13 protein-coding genes are annotated in these 16,810 nt (G+C 66.1%); 7 read left to right on the top strand and 6 right to left on the bottom strand.

The features are described 5' to 3' along the window. Positions 1 to 343: 343 nt before the first annotated feature. Positions 344 to 502, bottom strand: a complete 159-nt coding sequence (locus AC1RTO_RS18385; RefSeq protein ID WP_493162277.1) for a hypothetical protein — start codon at positions 500 to 502, stop codon at positions 344 to 346. A gap of 149 nt (positions 503 to 651) precedes the next feature. Here AC1RTO_RS18385 and AC1RTO_RS18380 point away from each other — a divergent pair, with 149 nt between their 5' ends. Next, positions 652 to 1,293 (top strand): insulinase family protein, encoded by a 642-nt coding sequence (locus AC1RTO_RS18380; protein WP_493162276.1) that lies wholly within the window; start codon positions 652 to 654, stop codon positions 1,291 to 1,293. Between the two features lie 375 nt (positions 1,294 to 1,668). Here the strand turns inward: AC1RTO_RS18380 and AC1RTO_RS18375 are convergent, their stop codons facing one another. From AC1RTO_RS18375 to AC1RTO_RS18365, 3 genes are read right to left on the bottom strand one after another with little or no spacing between them, the layout of a single operon-like run. After that, complete coding sequence (locus tag AC1RTO_RS18375) at positions 1,669 to 2,892, bottom strand: dicarboxylate/amino acid:cation symporter (protein WP_493162275.1); 1,224 nt, start codon at positions 2,890 to 2,892, stop codon at positions 1,669 to 1,671. Then, the gene (locus tag AC1RTO_RS18370; RefSeq protein ID WP_493162274.1) at positions 2,889 to 3,929 is read right to left on the bottom strand and encodes an LLM class flavin-dependent oxidoreductase; all 1,041 of its coding nucleotides are present in this window, start codon (positions 3,927 to 3,929) and stop codon (positions 2,889 to 2,891) included. Before AC1RTO_RS18370 ends, AC1RTO_RS18375 begins: the two co-directional genes overlap by 4 nt. Beyond that, positions 3,929 to 4,837, bottom strand: a complete 909-nt coding sequence (locus AC1RTO_RS18365; protein WP_493162273.1) for an ATP-grasp domain-containing protein — start codon at positions 4,835 to 4,837, stop codon at positions 3,929 to 3,931. Before AC1RTO_RS18365 ends, AC1RTO_RS18370 begins: the two co-directional genes overlap by 1 nt. 633 nt (positions 4,838 to 5,470) lie before the next feature. Between AC1RTO_RS18365 and AC1RTO_RS18360 the strand changes: the two genes are divergently transcribed. Beyond that, positions 5,471 to 5,728, top strand: a complete 258-nt coding sequence (locus tag AC1RTO_RS18360; RefSeq protein WP_493162272.1) for a PepSY domain-containing protein — start codon at positions 5,471 to 5,473, stop codon at positions 5,726 to 5,728. Between the two features lie 499 nt (positions 5,729 to 6,227). Here AC1RTO_RS18360 and AC1RTO_RS18355 read toward each other — a convergent pair whose 3' ends face one another. Together AC1RTO_RS18355 and AC1RTO_RS18350 are read right to left on the bottom strand one after the other, a co-directional pair. Next, positions 6,228 to 7,352, bottom strand: coding sequence for a sensor histidine kinase (locus tag AC1RTO_RS18355; protein ID WP_493162271.1), 1,125 nt, complete (start codon positions 7,350 to 7,352; stop codon positions 6,228 to 6,230). Beyond that, the gene (locus tag AC1RTO_RS18350; RefSeq protein WP_493162270.1) at positions 7,342 to 8,580 is read right to left on the bottom strand and encodes a sigma-54-dependent transcriptional regulator; all 1,239 of its coding nucleotides are present in this window, start codon (positions 8,578 to 8,580) and stop codon (positions 7,342 to 7,344) included. Before AC1RTO_RS18350 ends, AC1RTO_RS18355 begins: the two co-directional genes overlap by 11 nt. Positions 8,581 to 8,679: 99 nt before the next feature. Between AC1RTO_RS18350 and AC1RTO_RS18345 the strand changes: the two genes are divergently transcribed. The 5 genes from AC1RTO_RS18345 to AC1RTO_RS18325 all read left to right on the top strand — a co-directional run bounded on the left by AC1RTO_RS18345 (position 8,680) and on the right by AC1RTO_RS18325 (position 16,805). Next, positions 8,680 to 9,978, top strand: a complete 1,299-nt coding sequence (locus AC1RTO_RS18345) for an efflux RND transporter periplasmic adaptor subunit (protein WP_493162269.1) — start codon at positions 8,680 to 8,682, stop codon at positions 9,976 to 9,978. A gap of 13 nt (positions 9,979 to 9,991) precedes the next feature. Further along, positions 9,992 to 10,669, top strand: a complete 678-nt coding sequence (locus AC1RTO_RS18340; protein ID WP_493162268.1) for an ABC transporter ATP-binding protein — start codon at positions 9,992 to 9,994, stop codon at positions 10,667 to 10,669. 13 nt (positions 10,670 to 10,682) lie between these two features. Further along, the gene (locus AC1RTO_RS18335; RefSeq protein WP_493162267.1) at positions 10,683 to 13,112 is read left to right on the top strand and encodes an FtsX-like permease family protein; all 2,430 of its coding nucleotides are present in this window, start codon (positions 10,683 to 10,685) and stop codon (positions 13,110 to 13,112) included. Further along, on the top strand, positions 13,105 to 14,355 hold the full coding sequence (locus AC1RTO_RS18330; RefSeq protein WP_493162266.1) for a TolC family outer membrane protein: 1,251 nt from the start codon (positions 13,105 to 13,107) through the stop codon (positions 14,353 to 14,355). Before AC1RTO_RS18335 ends, AC1RTO_RS18330 begins: the two co-directional genes overlap by 8 nt. 488 nt (positions 14,356 to 14,843) lie before the next feature. Then, complete coding sequence (locus tag AC1RTO_RS18325; RefSeq protein ID WP_493162265.1) at positions 14,844 to 16,805, top strand: alpha/beta fold hydrolase; 1,962 nt, start codon at positions 14,844 to 14,846, stop codon at positions 16,803 to 16,805. Positions 16,806 to 16,810 lie beyond the last annotated feature (5 nt).

Genomic DNA, 16,810 nt, shown 5'->3' with positions numbered 1-16,810 from the left:
GCATACCCGTCACACCGCTCGACGAAGGGGTCCCTTTTGGACGCCGATAGGGGGTCCTTTTTGGACGCCGATTGACACTTAAAGAACGCACATTCACGATCCTGCCTGCTGGCGGTGGTACCAAGCAGACGGCCAGCCAAGTCGAGAGGCGTACATAGGGAACAACGGCAAATCGGCGCTACTTTCCATCCTCGCTCCCTTGCTCGCATTCTCTTCTTCCGGACTCGCTCAAGACAGGGCGTCCCCTCCTAGCAGGGGCAGCGCAGAAGCCGCGGACATACCGGCTTCCGATTGGAAGACGCCCTTGATCGGACGGCTTGCGAATGGCGTGAGGTTTGCGATCTTACTCCGGCGCGGTGAGGAACCTGGCGTCGCGCTGCTCATGCGCAACGAGGGCGGCTTCATCGTTGAACGTCGGCCCGGCGAACGCGGATTGGCTCATCTGATCGAGCATATCGCGTTTCACAGTCCAATGGTCGCCGCGCCGGACGACTTTGATCATCTGAAGCGCATCGGCATTCCGCTGACGTTGCCGGCACCGAATGCAGGCTCCACGTCATGGCGAGAGACCAATTACTATCTCTCGACCAAGACAACGGCCCCAAATGATATTGATGTGTTGCTGACCCTGTTCAGGGATGCTGCCACGGGATGCCCCTTCGCGCGGATGCAGTCGACGCCTCGCGGGGCGAAGTCATGCGGGAAATGGCCGATGAGAAGCCCGGGAACGACATCTACGCCAGCTACATCGCCGCTGTCGCGCCCGGCTCGCCGAACGATGTGATCGATGCGCAGAACTCGGACGATGTGCCGGTAGCGCGCGTCGACACCATCTGCGCCCTCTATCAACGTCTCTATCGTCCCGAAAACATGATGATCGTCATCGTCGGCAACGTGAAGCCCGACGCCATGAGGGCAATTATCGAAAAGCGTTTCGGAGACTGGAAGCCTGCGGATCCAGAAGCGCGCCGCGTACCCGTTCCGGTATTCGATCGCGGTCGCATTCGGCCGATCAGTTTCTCCGCGCTGCCGCAGGGGCGTCGAACGGCGTTGATGACGGTCGTGATGCCAGCGCTGGCCCCGCCATCATCGCATAACCGCCAGGCGCGCGATGATCTCTTGGACCTTCTGGTTACACGTGCGATCAACCTGCGCCTCTCCGCGCTTCAGGCGAACAGCCCGCCCGGAAAAGTGGGCATGTTCATCGACAATGGCGAGCATGGTCAGCGCCAAACAATGCTCTGGGACAATTTCTCGGATGGCCGCTGGGAACTGGCGTCAACAATGGGGTAGCGGTGTCGAACACCTTAGGGTTGAGGCACCAGAACTGTCGAAGGTTCCTGATCCGGTGTCGGCGGTTCGAGTGGCAGCGAACGAAGCGATCGGCTCACCAAGCTGCAAGGTGCGCTGACCGGATCAGTCTGCTTTCCCAAAGCCCCGTCATTTCGCGGTGACGAGAAGGCCGACACATTCTCCTTTCCCGATCCTTTTTGGGAAAGCTCGCGGGGCAGCCGGCAGCGCTGCGGCTCAGCACCTCCTCCGCTCCCAACATAAATGGATGGCAGAAGGTGAGAAACCGAAAGGAGGCTGCGAATGTCCACTTGTGGGTCAGCGCACTGAGGGGGCGTATTGTAGTCGAAAGCACATGTCTGCGCTCCCTCTGATCCTCTAGCTCAAGGGCGCGGGGTCAATGTCTGTTGCCCGTTCCGTCAAAATCGTGGTCAAGGCGACATCGGCCGTCACGTTGGCTGCGGTGGCGAACATGTCGGGGATCGTATCCACGGCCAGGAACAGTGGGAGGAGTTCGATTGGTACGCCGACCGCAAGTGCGACAGGGGCGTAGGCAGCGAAGAAGCTGATCTGGTTCGGCAGGCCGGCGATCACGAGATTGTTCAGCACAGCGAGTAGCGCGACCAAGCCGAGACGGCCCAGGCCGAGCTCGATACCGTTGAGATGCGCCAGCGCGAGTGTCGCAAGACCAATGGCGGTGGGCGCGCTGATCCGGAAAAGCGCCACGGCGAGCGGCAAGACCGTCCCGACGGGTCGTGCCGGCAGGCCCAGCGTCCGAGCGGCCTCCAGCATGGCCGGCAGCGATGCGAGCGACGATTGCGTGCTGAAGGCGACCGATTGGGCCGGCAGCACGGCGCGCAGGAACGTCGACAACGGGGTTCGCGCGACGACCGCGACGAGAAAGACGAACGCCGCCAACAGGAGGATGCCGCCGACGATGCGGGCAACGACGTACCAGAGCAGGAGCGCGCCCACCGCGAAGCCGCTGCGCGCAGCGACGTCGAACGTCAGCGCGAAGACGCCGATCGGCGCGACGAGCAGGACCCAGCCGATGATGACGAGCAGCGTGTCGGCGATGCCCTGAAAGGCATGGACGATCGATGCGGCGCGTGACCGGTCGATGTGACGCAGGGCTATGGCAAAGAACAGTGCGAACAGGACGACGGGCACGACCGCGCCCTGCGCCGCCGAGGCGATCGGATTGACGGGCACCAGCGCGCGCAGGGTTTCGCCGAGCGGCGGCAGATGGGGCACCTTGCCGCCCGCATCCCGTACCGCATCCAGTCCGGTCACCTGCCACTCGCTGAACATCGCGGACCCCAGCGCGACACCGAACAGCGCTGAGGCGGACAGCGCCACCAAGAACGCGCCGATCGCGCGACGCGCTACCCGGCTCGATCCGTCGAGGCCCGATCCACTGCCGAGGCCCGTCACCACCAGCGCGAACACCAGCGGAATGATCGGCATACGCAATGCATCGAGCCAGACCCCGCCGATCGTCTGCAACGCCGGCAGCGCGGCATTCCGTGGCCCCGCCAGATACCCGAGCGCAAGGCCGGCGACCAGACCGGCCAGGATACGCCCGACAGGAGGAACCCTCACGCCGGGTGAGCTTCGCGCATGGCCGTCGTGCCCATGACCTGCACGGCGAAGCGTTCCATCTCCTCCGCCTGCGGGCTCATCTGCAACAGGAGAAGGCCCAGGCCCACCGCCTCATATTCCGCAATCCGCTCCTTCAACTGCTCGGGCGTCCCGACCAGATTGGGCCGCAGCCCGCGGTTGGATACGGAATATTCCTGGAGTTTCAACTCGCGCTCGAGCTGCGTGCCCGACAGCCATTGATCGAAATTGGCATAGCCCGCGGGAAGTTCGGTGACGGTGGTGATGCGCTCCAGTTCACGCTTCGCTTCCGCTTCGCTGTCCCGCACGATCACATAGGCCGCCATGCCGTACTGCATCGGCGCGCCGCCGGTGGCGTGCCGACGGGCGGCCATATCCGCGATCTTGGGCGCGATCGCCGAGACGGGATCGCCGTGCATGACATAGGCATCACATCGCGCCGCGATCATCGCCTTGGCCGCTTCGCTCTCACCGCCCGCATAGACCATCGGTCGCCTGACAGGTTTGGGCGAACAGATCGCCTCTTCCGTCGTGTAGAATGTGCCTGAGAAGCTGAACCGATCCTGCGTCCAGAGGCCATCGACGACCGTCAACCATTCCGCGGTACGGGCATAACGGTCGTCGTGCTGGTCGAATTGCAGCCCATATTGGCGCGCCTCGTCCGCCCACCAACTCGATACGACGTTGAGCGCGAGCCGCCCGCCCGAGATCCGGTCGATGTTCGCCGCGGCCTTGGCGAAAAGCGCGGGGTGATGGAAATTGGGTCGTACCGCGACCATCAACTCCAGTCGCTCCGTCACCGCAGCAAGCGCGGCGGCGGTCGACCAGGCATCGAGCGCGGGCTGTTCGACACCTTTGATGTCGTTGAGGTTAAGCTCCGCGATCAGCGTCAGGTCGTAGCCCCATCGCTCGGCATCCTGCGTCAGAGCCTTGGCATAGGCCCAACTGGCCTTCATGCCCTCGTCGGCGACGTTGCGCAGCCAGCCGCCAAACACCGGCATCCAGAAACCGTAGCGCATCAGCGTGCCTCCTCAATCCAGCGGACGATCCGGTCGACCAGACGATCGTGCGGATCCCAGCCAAGCACGTCGAGCGGCTTCGCTACGAAGTTCGACAGCGCATTGACGTCGTAGAAACGGGGGATGCCGTCGCGATCGTCGATCAACACCTCGACTCCGCCAAGATCGAGTGAGGCGGCTCGCGCGATTGCCTCCGCCGCATCGCGCAGCGGCGCCGACGGCTCGGCCGCCGTCATCGTGATGGCGTTTCCCGCGACCTGACAGGCGTCCGCGGGGCATAGGTCGAACGCCCCGCCCCCGGCAACATCGATCGCATAGAGATAGGCGCGGTCGAGCGTCTCGATCCGGGTGATTGTGCCGCCCCGGGCCGGGACATAATCCTGCACCATCAGCACGCCATCGATGCTGGTCGGCAAGGTGCCATCGGCCACCGCCGCACGCAGCGCGTCCGCGTCGTCGAAGCGCATGATCCCGGCACCGGACCCACCGATATTGGCCTTCACCACCAACGGAAAACCGATTGCCGTAGCCGCCGCCGGAACATCCGCAGCACGGTGGACGACCCGGGTCGCGGGGATCGCGAGCCCCAGCGAAGCAATAAGGGCCAATTGGCGTGCTTTTGACGTGTCGATCGCCAGTGCAGGCGTACCATTCAGCACACGCGCACCCGACATCTCCCATCGCGCGAGCAGCGACTGTGCCCAGAATATCGGATGCTCCGCCTCCCGCAGGAACGCCGACATTGCCAACCGGCTGAGGACGACGGGGGCGGGGGGCGACGTCTCGGCGGGATCGAAGGCTGTCCGCGTGGTCCGAGCGTCATAGGTCACTCCGCGCCGGTCGAGCGCCGCAAAAAGCGGGGTAAACCATTGCGGATGTTCGTAAAGGATGGCGAGGTCAGCGGTCATGGCGGCGATTCCATGCCGGACCTGCCGGCCGATGCAAAACGGTCCGGGCTTTCCTCACCCCAAGAACAGCTTTCAGCGTATCGTTAGCTGGCCGAGGACGGGCCGCACCACGACGTCAGCTGACGCTACATTCCAGGCCCACCCTTGTTGATCTCGGTCGAGCAGGAACTGACGTCCAGATTCTGGCGCCGGAAAGCTGCCCTGAATAGTTGCGTCTGGCATGTTGCGGTTCAGGGATGCCGCCGCTTACACCCGATCGTAGGCGTTCTGCGTCCTGTTCAAAAAGCGACGGTATGATTCGATCGTCGTTGGGCTGATCGAGCAACTTCCTCTCGGATCGTGTAGTCGGCGCAAGGTGGCTGCCAGTGGCTCGCCCACAGACGTTCGCGACAGCGCCTACGCGATGTCAGTTGATCAGGAATTTGCGAGTTGGCCGGAAAGGACTGTCCGGCGTCGGAAATGCATAAGATTGCGCGACGCGGTAGAACAAGCAACCGACACCGCCTTGCCCCCGACTCTGCATCATTCGAGGTTGAGTTATCCTCTCGCGACATGTTCGAATGACGGCTTTCCATCAATGATGGGAACGAGCAGGCCTTACCATGCGATTAACTCGTCCCAAGGGAGTTGATCATGATTAAGAAGCTACTGGTCGTCGCTGTTGCAACCACCGTCATCGGTGCCCCGGCTTATGCCGATATGCCCGGCAAGGGTTGGATCAGCAGCGCGAACGTCAAGAACATGCTGGCCAAGCGCGGCTACCGCGTGACGAAGCTGGAAGCTGACGATGGCCATTGGGAAGGCGAGGCTCGTAAGGCCAACGCCAGCTACGAGTTCCACGTCGATCCTCGTTCTAGTGCGATCACGAAGATGGAACGCGATCACAACTGATTACCCCCGCTCGCCAAGGAGCCCTCAGGAGCCCTCAGGAGCCCTCGGCGTGCGGCGTTCAGCCGTGGGCGCGAGGCAGCGAGCAGTATTGCGAGCCGGTCCGCGCCCATTGCACGGCCATGTCCCAGCCTCGGCCGCGGTCGGGTGATTGCGCAAGTGCGATGCTGACCGGGATTATGCGTTTCCCCGCTACGGACGGTGGCACGATGCGCGATTTCGCCAGACGATCAAAGCATCGATTGGAACGGACCGCCTTAGTATGAAATCAAAGTTGGCGGCTTGAGCGACGGCTTGTTGGTTTCCTTAGTACACAACTTTATATTGGCTTCCGGCCGAGCTCTGCAGTTCATCAGTGTGGCGGCGAGGGCGTATTATTGCTTCACAGATCAACCGATCTATGATCACGAAGTACATCTGAGGCAGACGTGAAATCTCATGAGGGGCTCTTGATCACCCCGCTCTTGCTGCGCGCAAGATAATAATTTTCTACCGTTCGTCCTCAATCAGAACGGGACAAGGCCGTCAGCCTGAACTGTGTGGTACGGTCGTTGTCCAGTTTTACGTCGCCGCCGTGCGCGCGCGCGATGCGGCGGGCGAGGGTGAGGCCGATCCCCGAACCGGTGGGCTTGCTGCTGTGGAAGGGGCGGAAGATGCGGGTGCGGGCGTCAGGCGTGACACCGGGACCGCTGTCGCCGACCAGGATCGTCAGTGCCTTTGGCGCGGAAGTGATCGACAGCGTAACGCTGCCATGATCGCCCGCCGCCTCGGCTCCGTTCTGGAGCAGGGCCCAGACAGCCTGCGTCAGTTGGTCGCGATCCACATCCGCCATCGCCGCGTCCGGGATCGCGCATGTCAGCGTCACGCCCGGACCGAAGCGCGCGGCGAACAGCCGCGCGAGATCGTCGCCGAGTTCCGCCAGGGACACCGGTGCGCGAACCGGGGCGGGGAGGCGAGCGAGATCGCGATAGCCGCGGGTAAAGCCTTCCAGCCCTTCGATCCGGCGGGCGAGCGTCGCGAGAATGTTCGGAAGCGAGGGATGCCCCGCCGCCGCGGCGGTGATCGCGCTATCGGCCAGCGACACGATCGGCGACAGGCCGTTGAGAAGCTCGTGACCGAGGATGTCGATCATCTCGTCGGCGGCGCGATCCTGCGCGGCGCGCTCTTCCGCCTCGACGTCGATCAACGCGACGAGCCGATCGCCTCGACGCCCCTCGACCGCGTCGATCCTTAGGCTGCGACCCTCATGGCGCAGGTTGCGCACGGTATAATCGGCGAGCGCCGATGGCAGAGGCAGGATGCGCTCGTCGGTGGCGAACAACGTTCGGGCGGCGCGATTGATCGCGCGCGCGTCTCGCGCATCGACGCGCACCAGCGGCACAGGGATCTGGTCGAGTAATAGTCGGACCGACAAGGGGTCGAGCGTCTCCGCAGGAATATCGGCCTTCGCGGGCGGACGGTGCATCGCTGCCCATCCGCTCGCCCCCACGATCCACACGACGACCAGTAGCGCACCCGCGGTCGAGGCCCATAGCCCCGCCTGCCAGGACAACACCAGCAACCCGCCGCCGATCGCCAGTGCCAGCCCCGATGCGATCGTCGCGAGGCTGCGCCCCTCAAAGGCCATGGCGCGCCATGCGGCGGTAGAGCGCGCCGCGGCTCAGCCCCAAAGCGGCGGCAGCGTGCGAGACGTTGTGACGATGTTCGCGCAAGGCCGCCTCGATCATCGCGCGCTCGTTCTCGTCGAGGTCGAAGCGCGCCGCCGGCGCGGGAAGCGGGGTCGGGGCAGACGTGGCGACGAGGTCGCCGGGATGGATCGTGTCGCCCTCGCCAAGCAGCACGGCGCGCTCGATCGCGGCAGCGAGCCCGCGGACCTCGTCGGGCCAATCGGCGGCGCGGAGCGCGGCTTCCGCGGCCGAAGAGAGGCGCACGCCCGGGCGGCCGTAGCGGTCAGCGGCGAGGCGGAGGAAGTGGCGCCCCAGGATCAGCACGTCGTCGCCGCGCGTAGCGAGGGGCGGGATCGCGATCTCGACCGTGGCGACGCGCCGGGCGAGCGCGGGCGCGATCGCGGCGGGACGGTCGGCGATCGCGATGCAGCGCGTCGCGTCGGGCAACAGGTGGCGCAGGCGGTCTTGCTCGACCTCGCCGAGCCGATCGGGGTGGCGCAGCAGCAGCGCGCCGCGCACCGTAGCGATCCTCGACCATGACGCAGCGTCGCGCAGGTCGACAATCGTTAGCGGCGTAGCGGCCTGCTTCGAGGCGGCGTGGAGCGCAGCGGCGACGAGGCTGCGCCCGCTGCCTGAGGGACCGCTCACCACGACACCCGCGGGTGTCGGGCCGATGCGCCCAATCAGGGAGCGGACGCGGGCGATCGCGTCGCTCTCGCCGATCAGGCGGGCCGGCTGGTCTGCCACTGCCACCGGCGCGCGCGTCGGGGCCGGACCGGTCTGCCGCGCAACCCGCTCCAGCCTGGCGATGAGGTCGGCATTGCGCCACGGCTTCATCACAAAGTCGCTCGCACCTGCGCGCATTGCCGCTACCGCGATCCTGATGCCGCTGTGTGCTGTAATGACCATGATGCGCGCGGCGAGATCGTCGGCGTGGACGCGCGTGAGAAGCGCCAGCCCCTCCGCGCCGTCGGTCTTGCCCGGCGAGTAATTGAGGTCGAGCAGGATCGCGTCGAACCGCTGCGACGCCAGCAGCGACAGCGCCGCCTCCGGCCCCTCGGCGTGCGCGAGCCGGTGCCCCGCGAGCCGCATCGCCATCCCGAGCGATTCGGCGACATGGCGGTTATCGTCGACAAGCAGGATCGAGAGGCCGCTTGACGCGTCGTTCGGGTGTCCATTTCCGAACACCGTGTCCGCATCCGGACGGACGCCATCTGCGCCTCTTGGAGAAACTGCTGTGTTCATAATGACTTAGGGTTTTTGCTCGACCTGCGCGACACTGCGGCCATGATGACCGAACAGAAGATGGGCGCAAGTGCCCCGTCCGGCACGGGCTCCGGTGCGGCAATGGACCGGCGCGTGGCGCCGAAGCCGAAGCAGTGGTGGCGGCAGCGCGGCGTGCTGATCGTGGTGGCGGTCGCGCTCGTCGCCGTGGCGGCGTGGCGGATGCTGCCCGCGGCCGGATCGACCGACATCTCGGCCCGGGACCTCGACACCGGCGATGTCACGCGCGCCGCGTTCGACGATTATCTTCCGGTGCGCGCCACCGTCGCCCCCCGGCTGACCACTCTGGTCGGCGTCCTGTCGGGCGGGCAGGTGGAGAAACTGCTGGCGCAGGACGGCGCGATGGTGGTGGCGGGTCAGCCGCTCGCGACGCTGGCCAATCCGACGCTCAAACTGGACGTGCTGACGCGCGAGGCGCAGATCGCGAGCCAGCTCGGCGGCATTGCCAGCGAGGGCATGGGGATCGAGCGCAACCGGCTCGACCGCGCGGCGCAGGTTTCGCAGGCCGAATATGACCTCATCAAGGCGCGCCGCGACCTCGGCATCCGCCAGCAGCTTCACGACAAAGGGTTCCTTTCGGACGCGGGGGTGAAGAGCTTCGAGGAGGAAGCGGCCTATCAGGAGCGGCGTCTGGCGCAGCTCCGCAACGGGCGCGCCACCGAGGCCCGCATCACCTCGACGCAATCAGCGCGGCTGGAGGAGACGCAGAGCCGGCTCGCAGGCAATCTGAGCGCGGTGCGCGCCGGGCTGTCGACGCTGACGGTCCGTGCGCCTGCAAGCGGGCGGCTCACCAACTTCACGCTCCAGCCCGGTCAGACGCTGAAGCCTGGTGATCCGGCCGGGCAGGTCGACAGCGAAGGCTCATGGAAGCTTGAAGCGGACGTCGATGAGTTCTTCCTCGGCCGCGTTGCGGTCGGGCAAAAGGCCAGGACCGCGGACGGCGTCTTGCTGACCGTCTCCAAGGTGCTGCCGGCGGTGAAGGAAGGCCGCTTCCGCGTCGAACTGACCTTCGACCGCGCGCCGTCCGCGGGGCTCAACCGCGGTCAAACGCTCGACCTGCGGATCACGCTCGGGGCCGCGAGCAAGGCGGTCGTGGCGCCAGTCGGCGGCTGGCTGGAGGCGGGGGGCGGCAACTCGGCCTTCGTGCTCGACGCAGACAGTACGCATGCCCGCCGCCGCTCGGTCAGGACCGGCCGCCGCAACCCCGAACAGGTGGAAATCGTATCCGGCCTCAATCCCGGCGAGCGCATCGTCACCAGCAACACCTCGTCCGTGAAGGGCGACGTCCTGAACATCCGATAGGGGAGCCAAGCACATGATACGCATGGAGAACATCCAGCGCCACTATGTCTCTGACGAAGTCGAGACCATTGCGCTGGCCGATATCGACCTGCACGTCGCACGGGGCGAGTTCCTCGCCATCATGGGCCCTTCCGGCTGCGGCAAGTCGACCCTGCTCAATACGTTGGGTACCGTCGATCGACCGAGCGCAGGCCGCTATCTGTTCGGCGACCAAGACCTTGCGACGCTGGACGAAAGGGCCTTGGCACGGTTCCGCGGCACGACGCTGGGCTTCGTGTTTCAGAGCTTCAACCTGATCGATGAGCTGACGATCGAGGAGAATGTCGCGCTTGGCCTCGCCTATCGGAGCGATGTGTCGGATCGGCGCACGCGCGTCGCGGCGGCGATGGACAAGGTCGGCATCGCGCACCGCGCTCGCCACTTTCCGCACCAATTGTCCGGCGGTCAACAGCAGCGTGCCGCCATCGCCCGCGCGATCGTCGGCGAGCCGAAGCTGATTCTTGCCGACGAGCCCACCGGCAACCTTGACCTCGCCAATGGGGAGCAGGTGATGAACATCCTCACCGGCCTGAACGACGCCGGCACGACGATCGTGATGGTCACGCATTCGCCCAGCCACGCCGACATGGCGAAGCGCCGCATCGACATGCTCGACGGTCGCATCGTCGCATCCGCCGCGCGCGCGATCTGAAGGAGCCCGTCCGATGAAAGCCTCCGTCTTCACCTCCTTTTACCGCGCGCTGGCGCGACACCGGCTCTACGCCGCAGTCAATATTGGCGGTCTTGCCGTCGGGATTGCGGTGTTCCTCGTGCTCGGGCTTTACGTGCGGTTCGAGACCGGGTTCGAGAAGTGGCTGCCTGGTCACGACAAGGTCTATGTTGTGCAAACGGTGTGGACCATCCCGGAGAGCCCGGCGAACGGCCCTTATCCTTGGACGATGGGCGGATTGCTCGACGAGATGCGACAGGATTTTTCTGGCATCGTCGGCGCCCAGATCAATGGCGGAGACAGAGGAGGTGCGATCCTCGCCGGCGGTCGCGCGACAACGGTGGATGCGGCCCAAGTCGGTTCCAGTTTCTTCAAGGTGATGCCGCTGCCGTTGATTTCTGGCGATCATGCGTCCGCGCTGGCGCAGCCGGGGAATGCTGCGATCGACGAAACGACCGCGCGCGCCTATTTCGGCAATCGCGATCCGATCGGGCAGACGCTGGTCCTGTCGATGGACAAGGTCCGGACCTATCGCGTCAGTGCCGTGTTTCGCGACCTGCCCAGGAACAGCGATTTCAAGCTGTCGGTTCTGGTGCCGCTCACCCGCGACATGGCGAACCGATATTGGCATCACTGGGGCAGTGCGTCGCTCCGCACCCTGCTCCGCTTCGACACACCGGCCGCCGCGCGGGCATTCGAGAGCAAGCTGCCCGCCTTCGTCGACCGCCGGGGGAAGGAGCTGGCAGAGCCGGGAACCAGGCCATCGAACACCCAGCAACTCAAGCTGCTGCCGCTGACCGATCTGCACCTGACGCCCGAGGGCAGCGATAGCGGGAGCCGCAAGCTGACCGTCGTCACGCTGGGGCTGGTGGGCGTGCTGACGCTGCTGATCGCGGTGGTCAATTACGTCAATCTCGCCACCGCCCGTGCCGGGCTGCGCGCCCGCGAGGTGGCGATGCGCAAGGTGTTGGGCGCCGACCGTGGCGCATTGGTGCGGCAATTCCTCGGCGAGGCGGTGCTGACTGTGGCGATCGCCGCGCTTGTCGGGCTGATCCTCGCGGAACTTGGGCTGCCGCTGGTCAATGCCGCCGGTGGCTTGTCGCTGACGATCCCCTACGGCGTGATCGTTCCGGCGCTGGCGGTGCTCGCCATCATCGTCGGCGTGTTGGCGGGAGCCTATCCCGCGCTGATGCTGGCGCGCTTCCCCGCGGCGGCCGTTCTGGCCTCGTCGCGCTCGCCCGGCGGCGGGAGGGCGGGCACCCGCGTCCGCGAGTTGCTGGTGATCGGGCAGTTCGGACTCGCGATTGCCTTCATGATAGGCACGGCGGTGCTGGTCGCGCAGACGCGGCACGTCCGTTCCACCGACCTCGGCTTCCAGCGCGATTCGTTGCTCGTACTGACCTCATTGTCTGACCCGGCCGTGCCGGTGGATCGCAAGAACACGATCCTCGCCGCGATCCGCGCCTTGCCGCAGGTGACGGACGCCACCATCGCCAACGCCGCGGTCGGGGGCAGCGGGGAGAGCAACAACACCAACATGCCGCTGCCCGGCGTGGCCGGGCCGGGGCCGTCGCTCACCTGGGTTCTGATCAGCCCGCGCTTCTTCGAAACGCATGGCACGCGGTTGCTCGCGGGGCGCTGGTTCGACGACGCATATGGCGGCGACGACACGACCGGTCGCAAAGCCACGGATGGCGCGAACATCGTCATCAACCGCCGTGCGCTGCCCACGCTGCGATTCAAGACGGCGCAGGAGGCAATCGGAAAGACGCTGGGCGGCGATCGGCCGCGCACCATCATCGGTGTGGTCGATGACATGCGCTTCGACACGCCGCGCAACCCGATCGCGCCCACTTATTACATCTATACGCGCAAGCCGGAGACAGTCGGCACGTCGGTCGCGACGATCCGCATCGCCGGTGACCCGCGCGGCGCAGTCAAAAACGTGGCGGACCTTTGGCAGCGTATGGTGCCCCAGGTGCCACTGGCACTCAAAACCGCCAATCAACGGCTCGCCGAATTCTACGAGGCCGACGATCGCGCCACTCACCTTTTCGCGATCGGGGCGGGGCTTGCGGTGCTGATCGGGTGCGTCGGCTTGTGGGGACTCGCCTCCTTCAACACCGCGCGCCGAACGAAGGAGATCGGTATCCGCAAGACGCTGGGTGCCTCATCCGGCGACATCGTCAAGCTTCTGGTGGGGCAGTTCCTGCATCCGGTACTGATCGCCAATCTTGTCGCCTGGCCGCTCGCCTATTTCGCGATGCGAACGTGGCTGGCGGGGTTCAGTGATGCCGTGACGCTTTCGCCGGTCTACTTCCTCGGGGCGAGCGCGCTGGCGATCGTCATCGCGGTGATGACTGTGCTCGGGCAAGCGCTGCGCGCCAGCCACGCGGCTCCCGCGTGGGCGTTGCGCCATGACTAAGCGCGCAATGTTGCTGGCGGCGGCGCTGACGCTGGCGATGCCGGCCTCCGGGGAGACGCTGCGCGAGGCGCTAGCGGAGGCGTGGGCGAGCAATCCCGCGCTCGGCGCGGCCCGCGCGCGGCAGGACGCGCTGGCGGAAACCCCCGAACAGGCGCGTGCTGCCGGTCGCCTCACCGCCGCGGCCACGGGGGGCGCGGGGTATGACGACCTCGGCTATGGCCGTGTCGCGAACGGCGTCGTGGCGGCAACGCTGCCGATCTGGACCGGAGGGCGCGTCCCCTCCGCGGTGCGCGCCGCCAGCAGTGACGTCGCGGCCGGGCGCGAGCGGCTGCGTGATACGGAGCAGGCGGTGCTGGAGCAGGTAGTAGAGGTCTATGCTGCCGTGCTTTTCAACCAGCAATCGGTGGAGGTTGCGCGCGTCGGGATCGAGCGTCTTGACCGGCAGGTCGAAGAGGCGCGCTCCCGCTTCGGGCTAGGTCAGTCGACGCTGACCGACGTCGCGCAGCTGGAGGCGCAGCGGGCGAGTGTCGCTGCGAACCTCGCCGATGCCGAAGGCGCACTGGCGACCACCCGAGCCGCCTATCGCGCGATCGTCGGGCGGCCGGCGGGGACACTGACCGTGCCCGCGGACGACACCGGGCCGGACCTGCCGCGCACGCTCGACGACGCACGCGGCGCAGCGGCGGAGAGCAACCCCTTGCTGTTGGCTCAACGTCGCGCGCTCGGCGCCAGTGCGGCGCGGATCGATGTCGCGCGGGCAGAGGGGGCGCCAGCGCTGGACGCCTCCGGAGGGTACGGGCGCGGAACGCGGATCGGCGAGGCGGGCGGCGGGTTCCCGCTCGCGGGTAATGCCGGGCTGACGCTGCGCATCCCGCTGATGACCGGCGGCTTGGTCGGTTCGCGCGTGCGGGAAGCGCGGGCGAACTGGCGTGCCGACCGCTTCGCCGTCGATGCCGCCACGCGCGAGGCGGAGCGCGGCACAGATTCGGCCTGGGCAGCGCTGACCGCTGCTCGCACACGCCTGGAGGCGGGTGTCGCCGGTCTGAAAGCCGCTGACGTCGCGCTTCGCGGCGTGCGCGCGGAATATGGCTTCGGCCTGCGCTCGACGGTGGACATCCTGATCGCGGATCAGAGCTATCGCGGTGCGCAGCTCGACGTCGCGCGCGCGCGGGCCGACGTACTGGTCGCGCAAGCCGGCGTGTTACGGGCCATCGGCGGCCTGACCCTCGCCGCCTATGGCTGACCGGTGGGGCGGGTTTGGCCTTCACGCCGCTGATGTGGCTTGCTGACAATGCCAGCGCGTCGGAGTGGCGAATGATGTCGGTGAGCGCATGGACCTTGGTGGCCTAGCCCCTGCCTGCCTGGCCGATCGCCTGCGCCTGCCGCCGCTTTTCGCACTGACTGCGCGACGCTGAACCCTTACGTACGATTGTTCTCCTGTGGCCGTCTCGCGCAATCGCGGCACCGACGTCATCCGAACGATGGACTACAATGAATGTCTGTCCGACTCAGGAAAGCTACTCGCTGCACCTGAATGTCCGGTTCTGGCTCCTTCTGCGCTCACCCCGCGCGAGTTTACTCACGTCGATCAATCGGTTGGTACGGAACAGCCCTCAGCCTGCGCGAGTTTGGTAAGGGGGCTAAACTCTGTCCGGAATGAAAATGTCGACGATCGAAACTGAGCGCCTGACAATCCACTATGCCGTCCACGGCTTACCGAGCGATGAAGTCGTGTTGCTGCTTCACGGCTGGCCGGACGATTCGTCCACTTGGGACGACGTCATTCCCACGCTGACTGATGCCGGTCTGCGCGTGATCGTGCCGACGCTGCGTGGGTTTGGCGACACACGCTTCGTGTCGGATGCGGTGCCGCGAACCGGAAACAGTGCGATCCACGCGCTGGACATGATCGCGCTGATGGACGCGCTCGGCGTCGAGCGCTTCATGGTCGCCGGGCACGACTGGGGATCGAACATCGCCGAGGGGCTTGCGGTGGGCTGGCCCGACCGGGTCGAGCGCATGGCGATGCTCGCCACCCCGCCGAGGCTCGGCGGTATGCCGACGCCGCCGTTCGAGCAGGCGCAGCGGCAATGGTATCACTGGTTCATGGCGACTGCGCGGGGCGCACAGGCGGTGCGCGACGACCGCAATGGTTTCGCACGCATCCACTGGAACAACTGGTCGCCGCCGGGCTGGTACGACGAGGCGACGTTCGATCGGGTGTCGCGCGCGTGGGAGAACCCCGACTGGGTTGACGTGACCCTGCACAGCTATCGCGCGCGCTGGGACGAGGCAGAGCCTGATCCCGACAGCCGGTGGCTGGAGGACAAGGTAAAGGCGACGAAGACGCTGTCTCTGCCGACGATGTATATTCAAGGAGATGCCGATGGGGTGAACCCGCCGTCCGCTTCGAAGGACGTGCCGTCCAAGTTCACGGGGCCGTTTGCGTTCGTCCACATGGTCGGCGTCGGGCACTTTCCGCAGCGCGAGAACCCTGAAGGCGTGTCGCGCCACCTGCTCGACGTGTTCACCGGCGATCCCGCCGACCTCGCCGATACCACTGACCGGAGTCTGTACATGAAGAAAGCCACGCCCGTTCTCGCCGGCCTTGCCGCAGCCGGTGTCCTCGCCGTCACCGCGGTCGGGCTCGCCCAGGCGCAGGGACGGAGCGGGCAGCTGACGCAGGTCGCGCAGTTCGATCACCAGGTGACGGGCGTCGCCGTCGCGGAGGACGGGCGCCTCTTCGTCAACTTCCCGCGCTGGACCGACGACGCGCCGATCTCGGTCGCCGAGGTGCTCAAGGACGGTTCGACCCGGGCTTATCCAGATGCCAAGTGGAACAGCTGGCGGAACGCGCGCGCCAACGAGCTACCGGTCAGCGACCATTTCGTCTGCGTCCAGTCGATCGTGCCCGACGGCCATGGCAATCTCTGGGTTCTCGACCCCGGCGCCCCAGGCAACGAAAAGATTCTGGAGGGCGCGCCCAAAATCGTGCGGATCGATCTCGGCACTAACCAAGTGACCAAGGTCATCCATGTCCCCGGCGACGTCGCGCTCCAGGGCACCTACCTCAACGACATCCGCTTCTCGCCCGACGGGAAGACCGGCTACATCACCGACAGCGGCACCCGCGGGGCGATTATCGTCGTCAACCTGGAAACGGGCAAGGGCTTCCGCGCGCTGGACGGCCACCCCTCGACCCAGATCGACAAGACGGTCCAGGTCACGCTCGACGGCAAGCCGCTGATCCGGCCCGACGGCCGGCAGCCCGCCTTTGCCGCGGACGGCATTGCGATCTCGAACGACGGCCAGACGCTGTACTGGCAGGCGCTCACCGGCAAGACGCTCTACCAGATCGATACGGCTAGGCTGCGCCCCGATGTCAGCGAGAGCGAGCGCGCCGCCGCGGTCAAGGTCGTCGCGCAGACCCATGTCGCCGACGGGATTTGGATGAGCAAGGCGGGCACACTCTTTCTGACCTCGCCGACCGACTATTCGATCAAGAAGCTGAACGGCTCGACCGTCGAGACGGTGCTGACTGACCGCCGGCTGCGCTGGCCCGACACCCTTGCCGAAGGGCCCGACGGAAGAGTCTACGTCACCGCCAGTCACATCCAGGATACGCAGTGGTTCACGCCGGGCGCGCCGCCGTCGATCCGTACGCAGCTCTTCTCTTTCGCACCCGCAAAGTGAGCACC

It is taken from the genome of Sphingomonas sp. GW821-FHT10F09 (assembly GCF_058809195.1).
Note: the sequence above shows the minus strand (reverse complement) of the source record. Positions and strands in the feature narration are given on the sequence as shown.

Bases quoted from the DNA above. Each gene is read 5' to 3' on its own strand.
- AC1RTO_RS18385 (WP_493162277.1), bottom strand. From the start codon at position 502: ATGATCAAAGTCGTCCGGCGCGGCGACCATTGGACTGTGAAACGCGAT.
- AC1RTO_RS18380 (WP_493162276.1), top strand. From the start codon at position 652: ATGCCCCTTCGCGCGGATGCAGTCGACGCCTCGCGGGGCGAAGTCATG.
- AC1RTO_RS18370 (WP_493162274.1), bottom strand. From the start codon at position 3,929: ATGCGCTACGGTTTCTGGATGCCGGTGTTTGGCGGCTGGCTGCGCAAC.
- AC1RTO_RS18365 (WP_493162273.1), bottom strand. From the start codon at position 4,837: ATGACCGCTGACCTCGCCATCCTTTACGAACATCCGCAATGGTTTACC.
- AC1RTO_RS18360 (WP_493162272.1), top strand. From the start codon at position 5,471: ATGATTAAGAAGCTACTGGTCGTCGCTGTTGCAACCACCGTCATCGGT.
- AC1RTO_RS18355 (WP_493162271.1), bottom strand. From the start codon at position 7,352: ATGGCCTTTGAGGGGCGCAGCCTCGCGACGATCGCATCGGGGCTGGCA.
- AC1RTO_RS18345 (WP_493162269.1), top strand. From the start codon at position 8,680: ATGATGACCGAACAGAAGATGGGCGCAAGTGCCCCGTCCGGCACGGGC.
- AC1RTO_RS18340 (WP_493162268.1), top strand. From the start codon at position 9,992: ATGATACGCATGGAGAACATCCAGCGCCACTATGTCTCTGACGAAGTC.
- AC1RTO_RS18335 (WP_493162267.1), top strand. From the start codon at position 10,683: ATGAAAGCCTCCGTCTTCACCTCCTTTTACCGCGCGCTGGCGCGACAC.
- AC1RTO_RS18330 (WP_493162266.1), top strand. From the start codon at position 13,105: ATGACTAAGCGCGCAATGTTGCTGGCGGCGGCGCTGACGCTGGCGATG.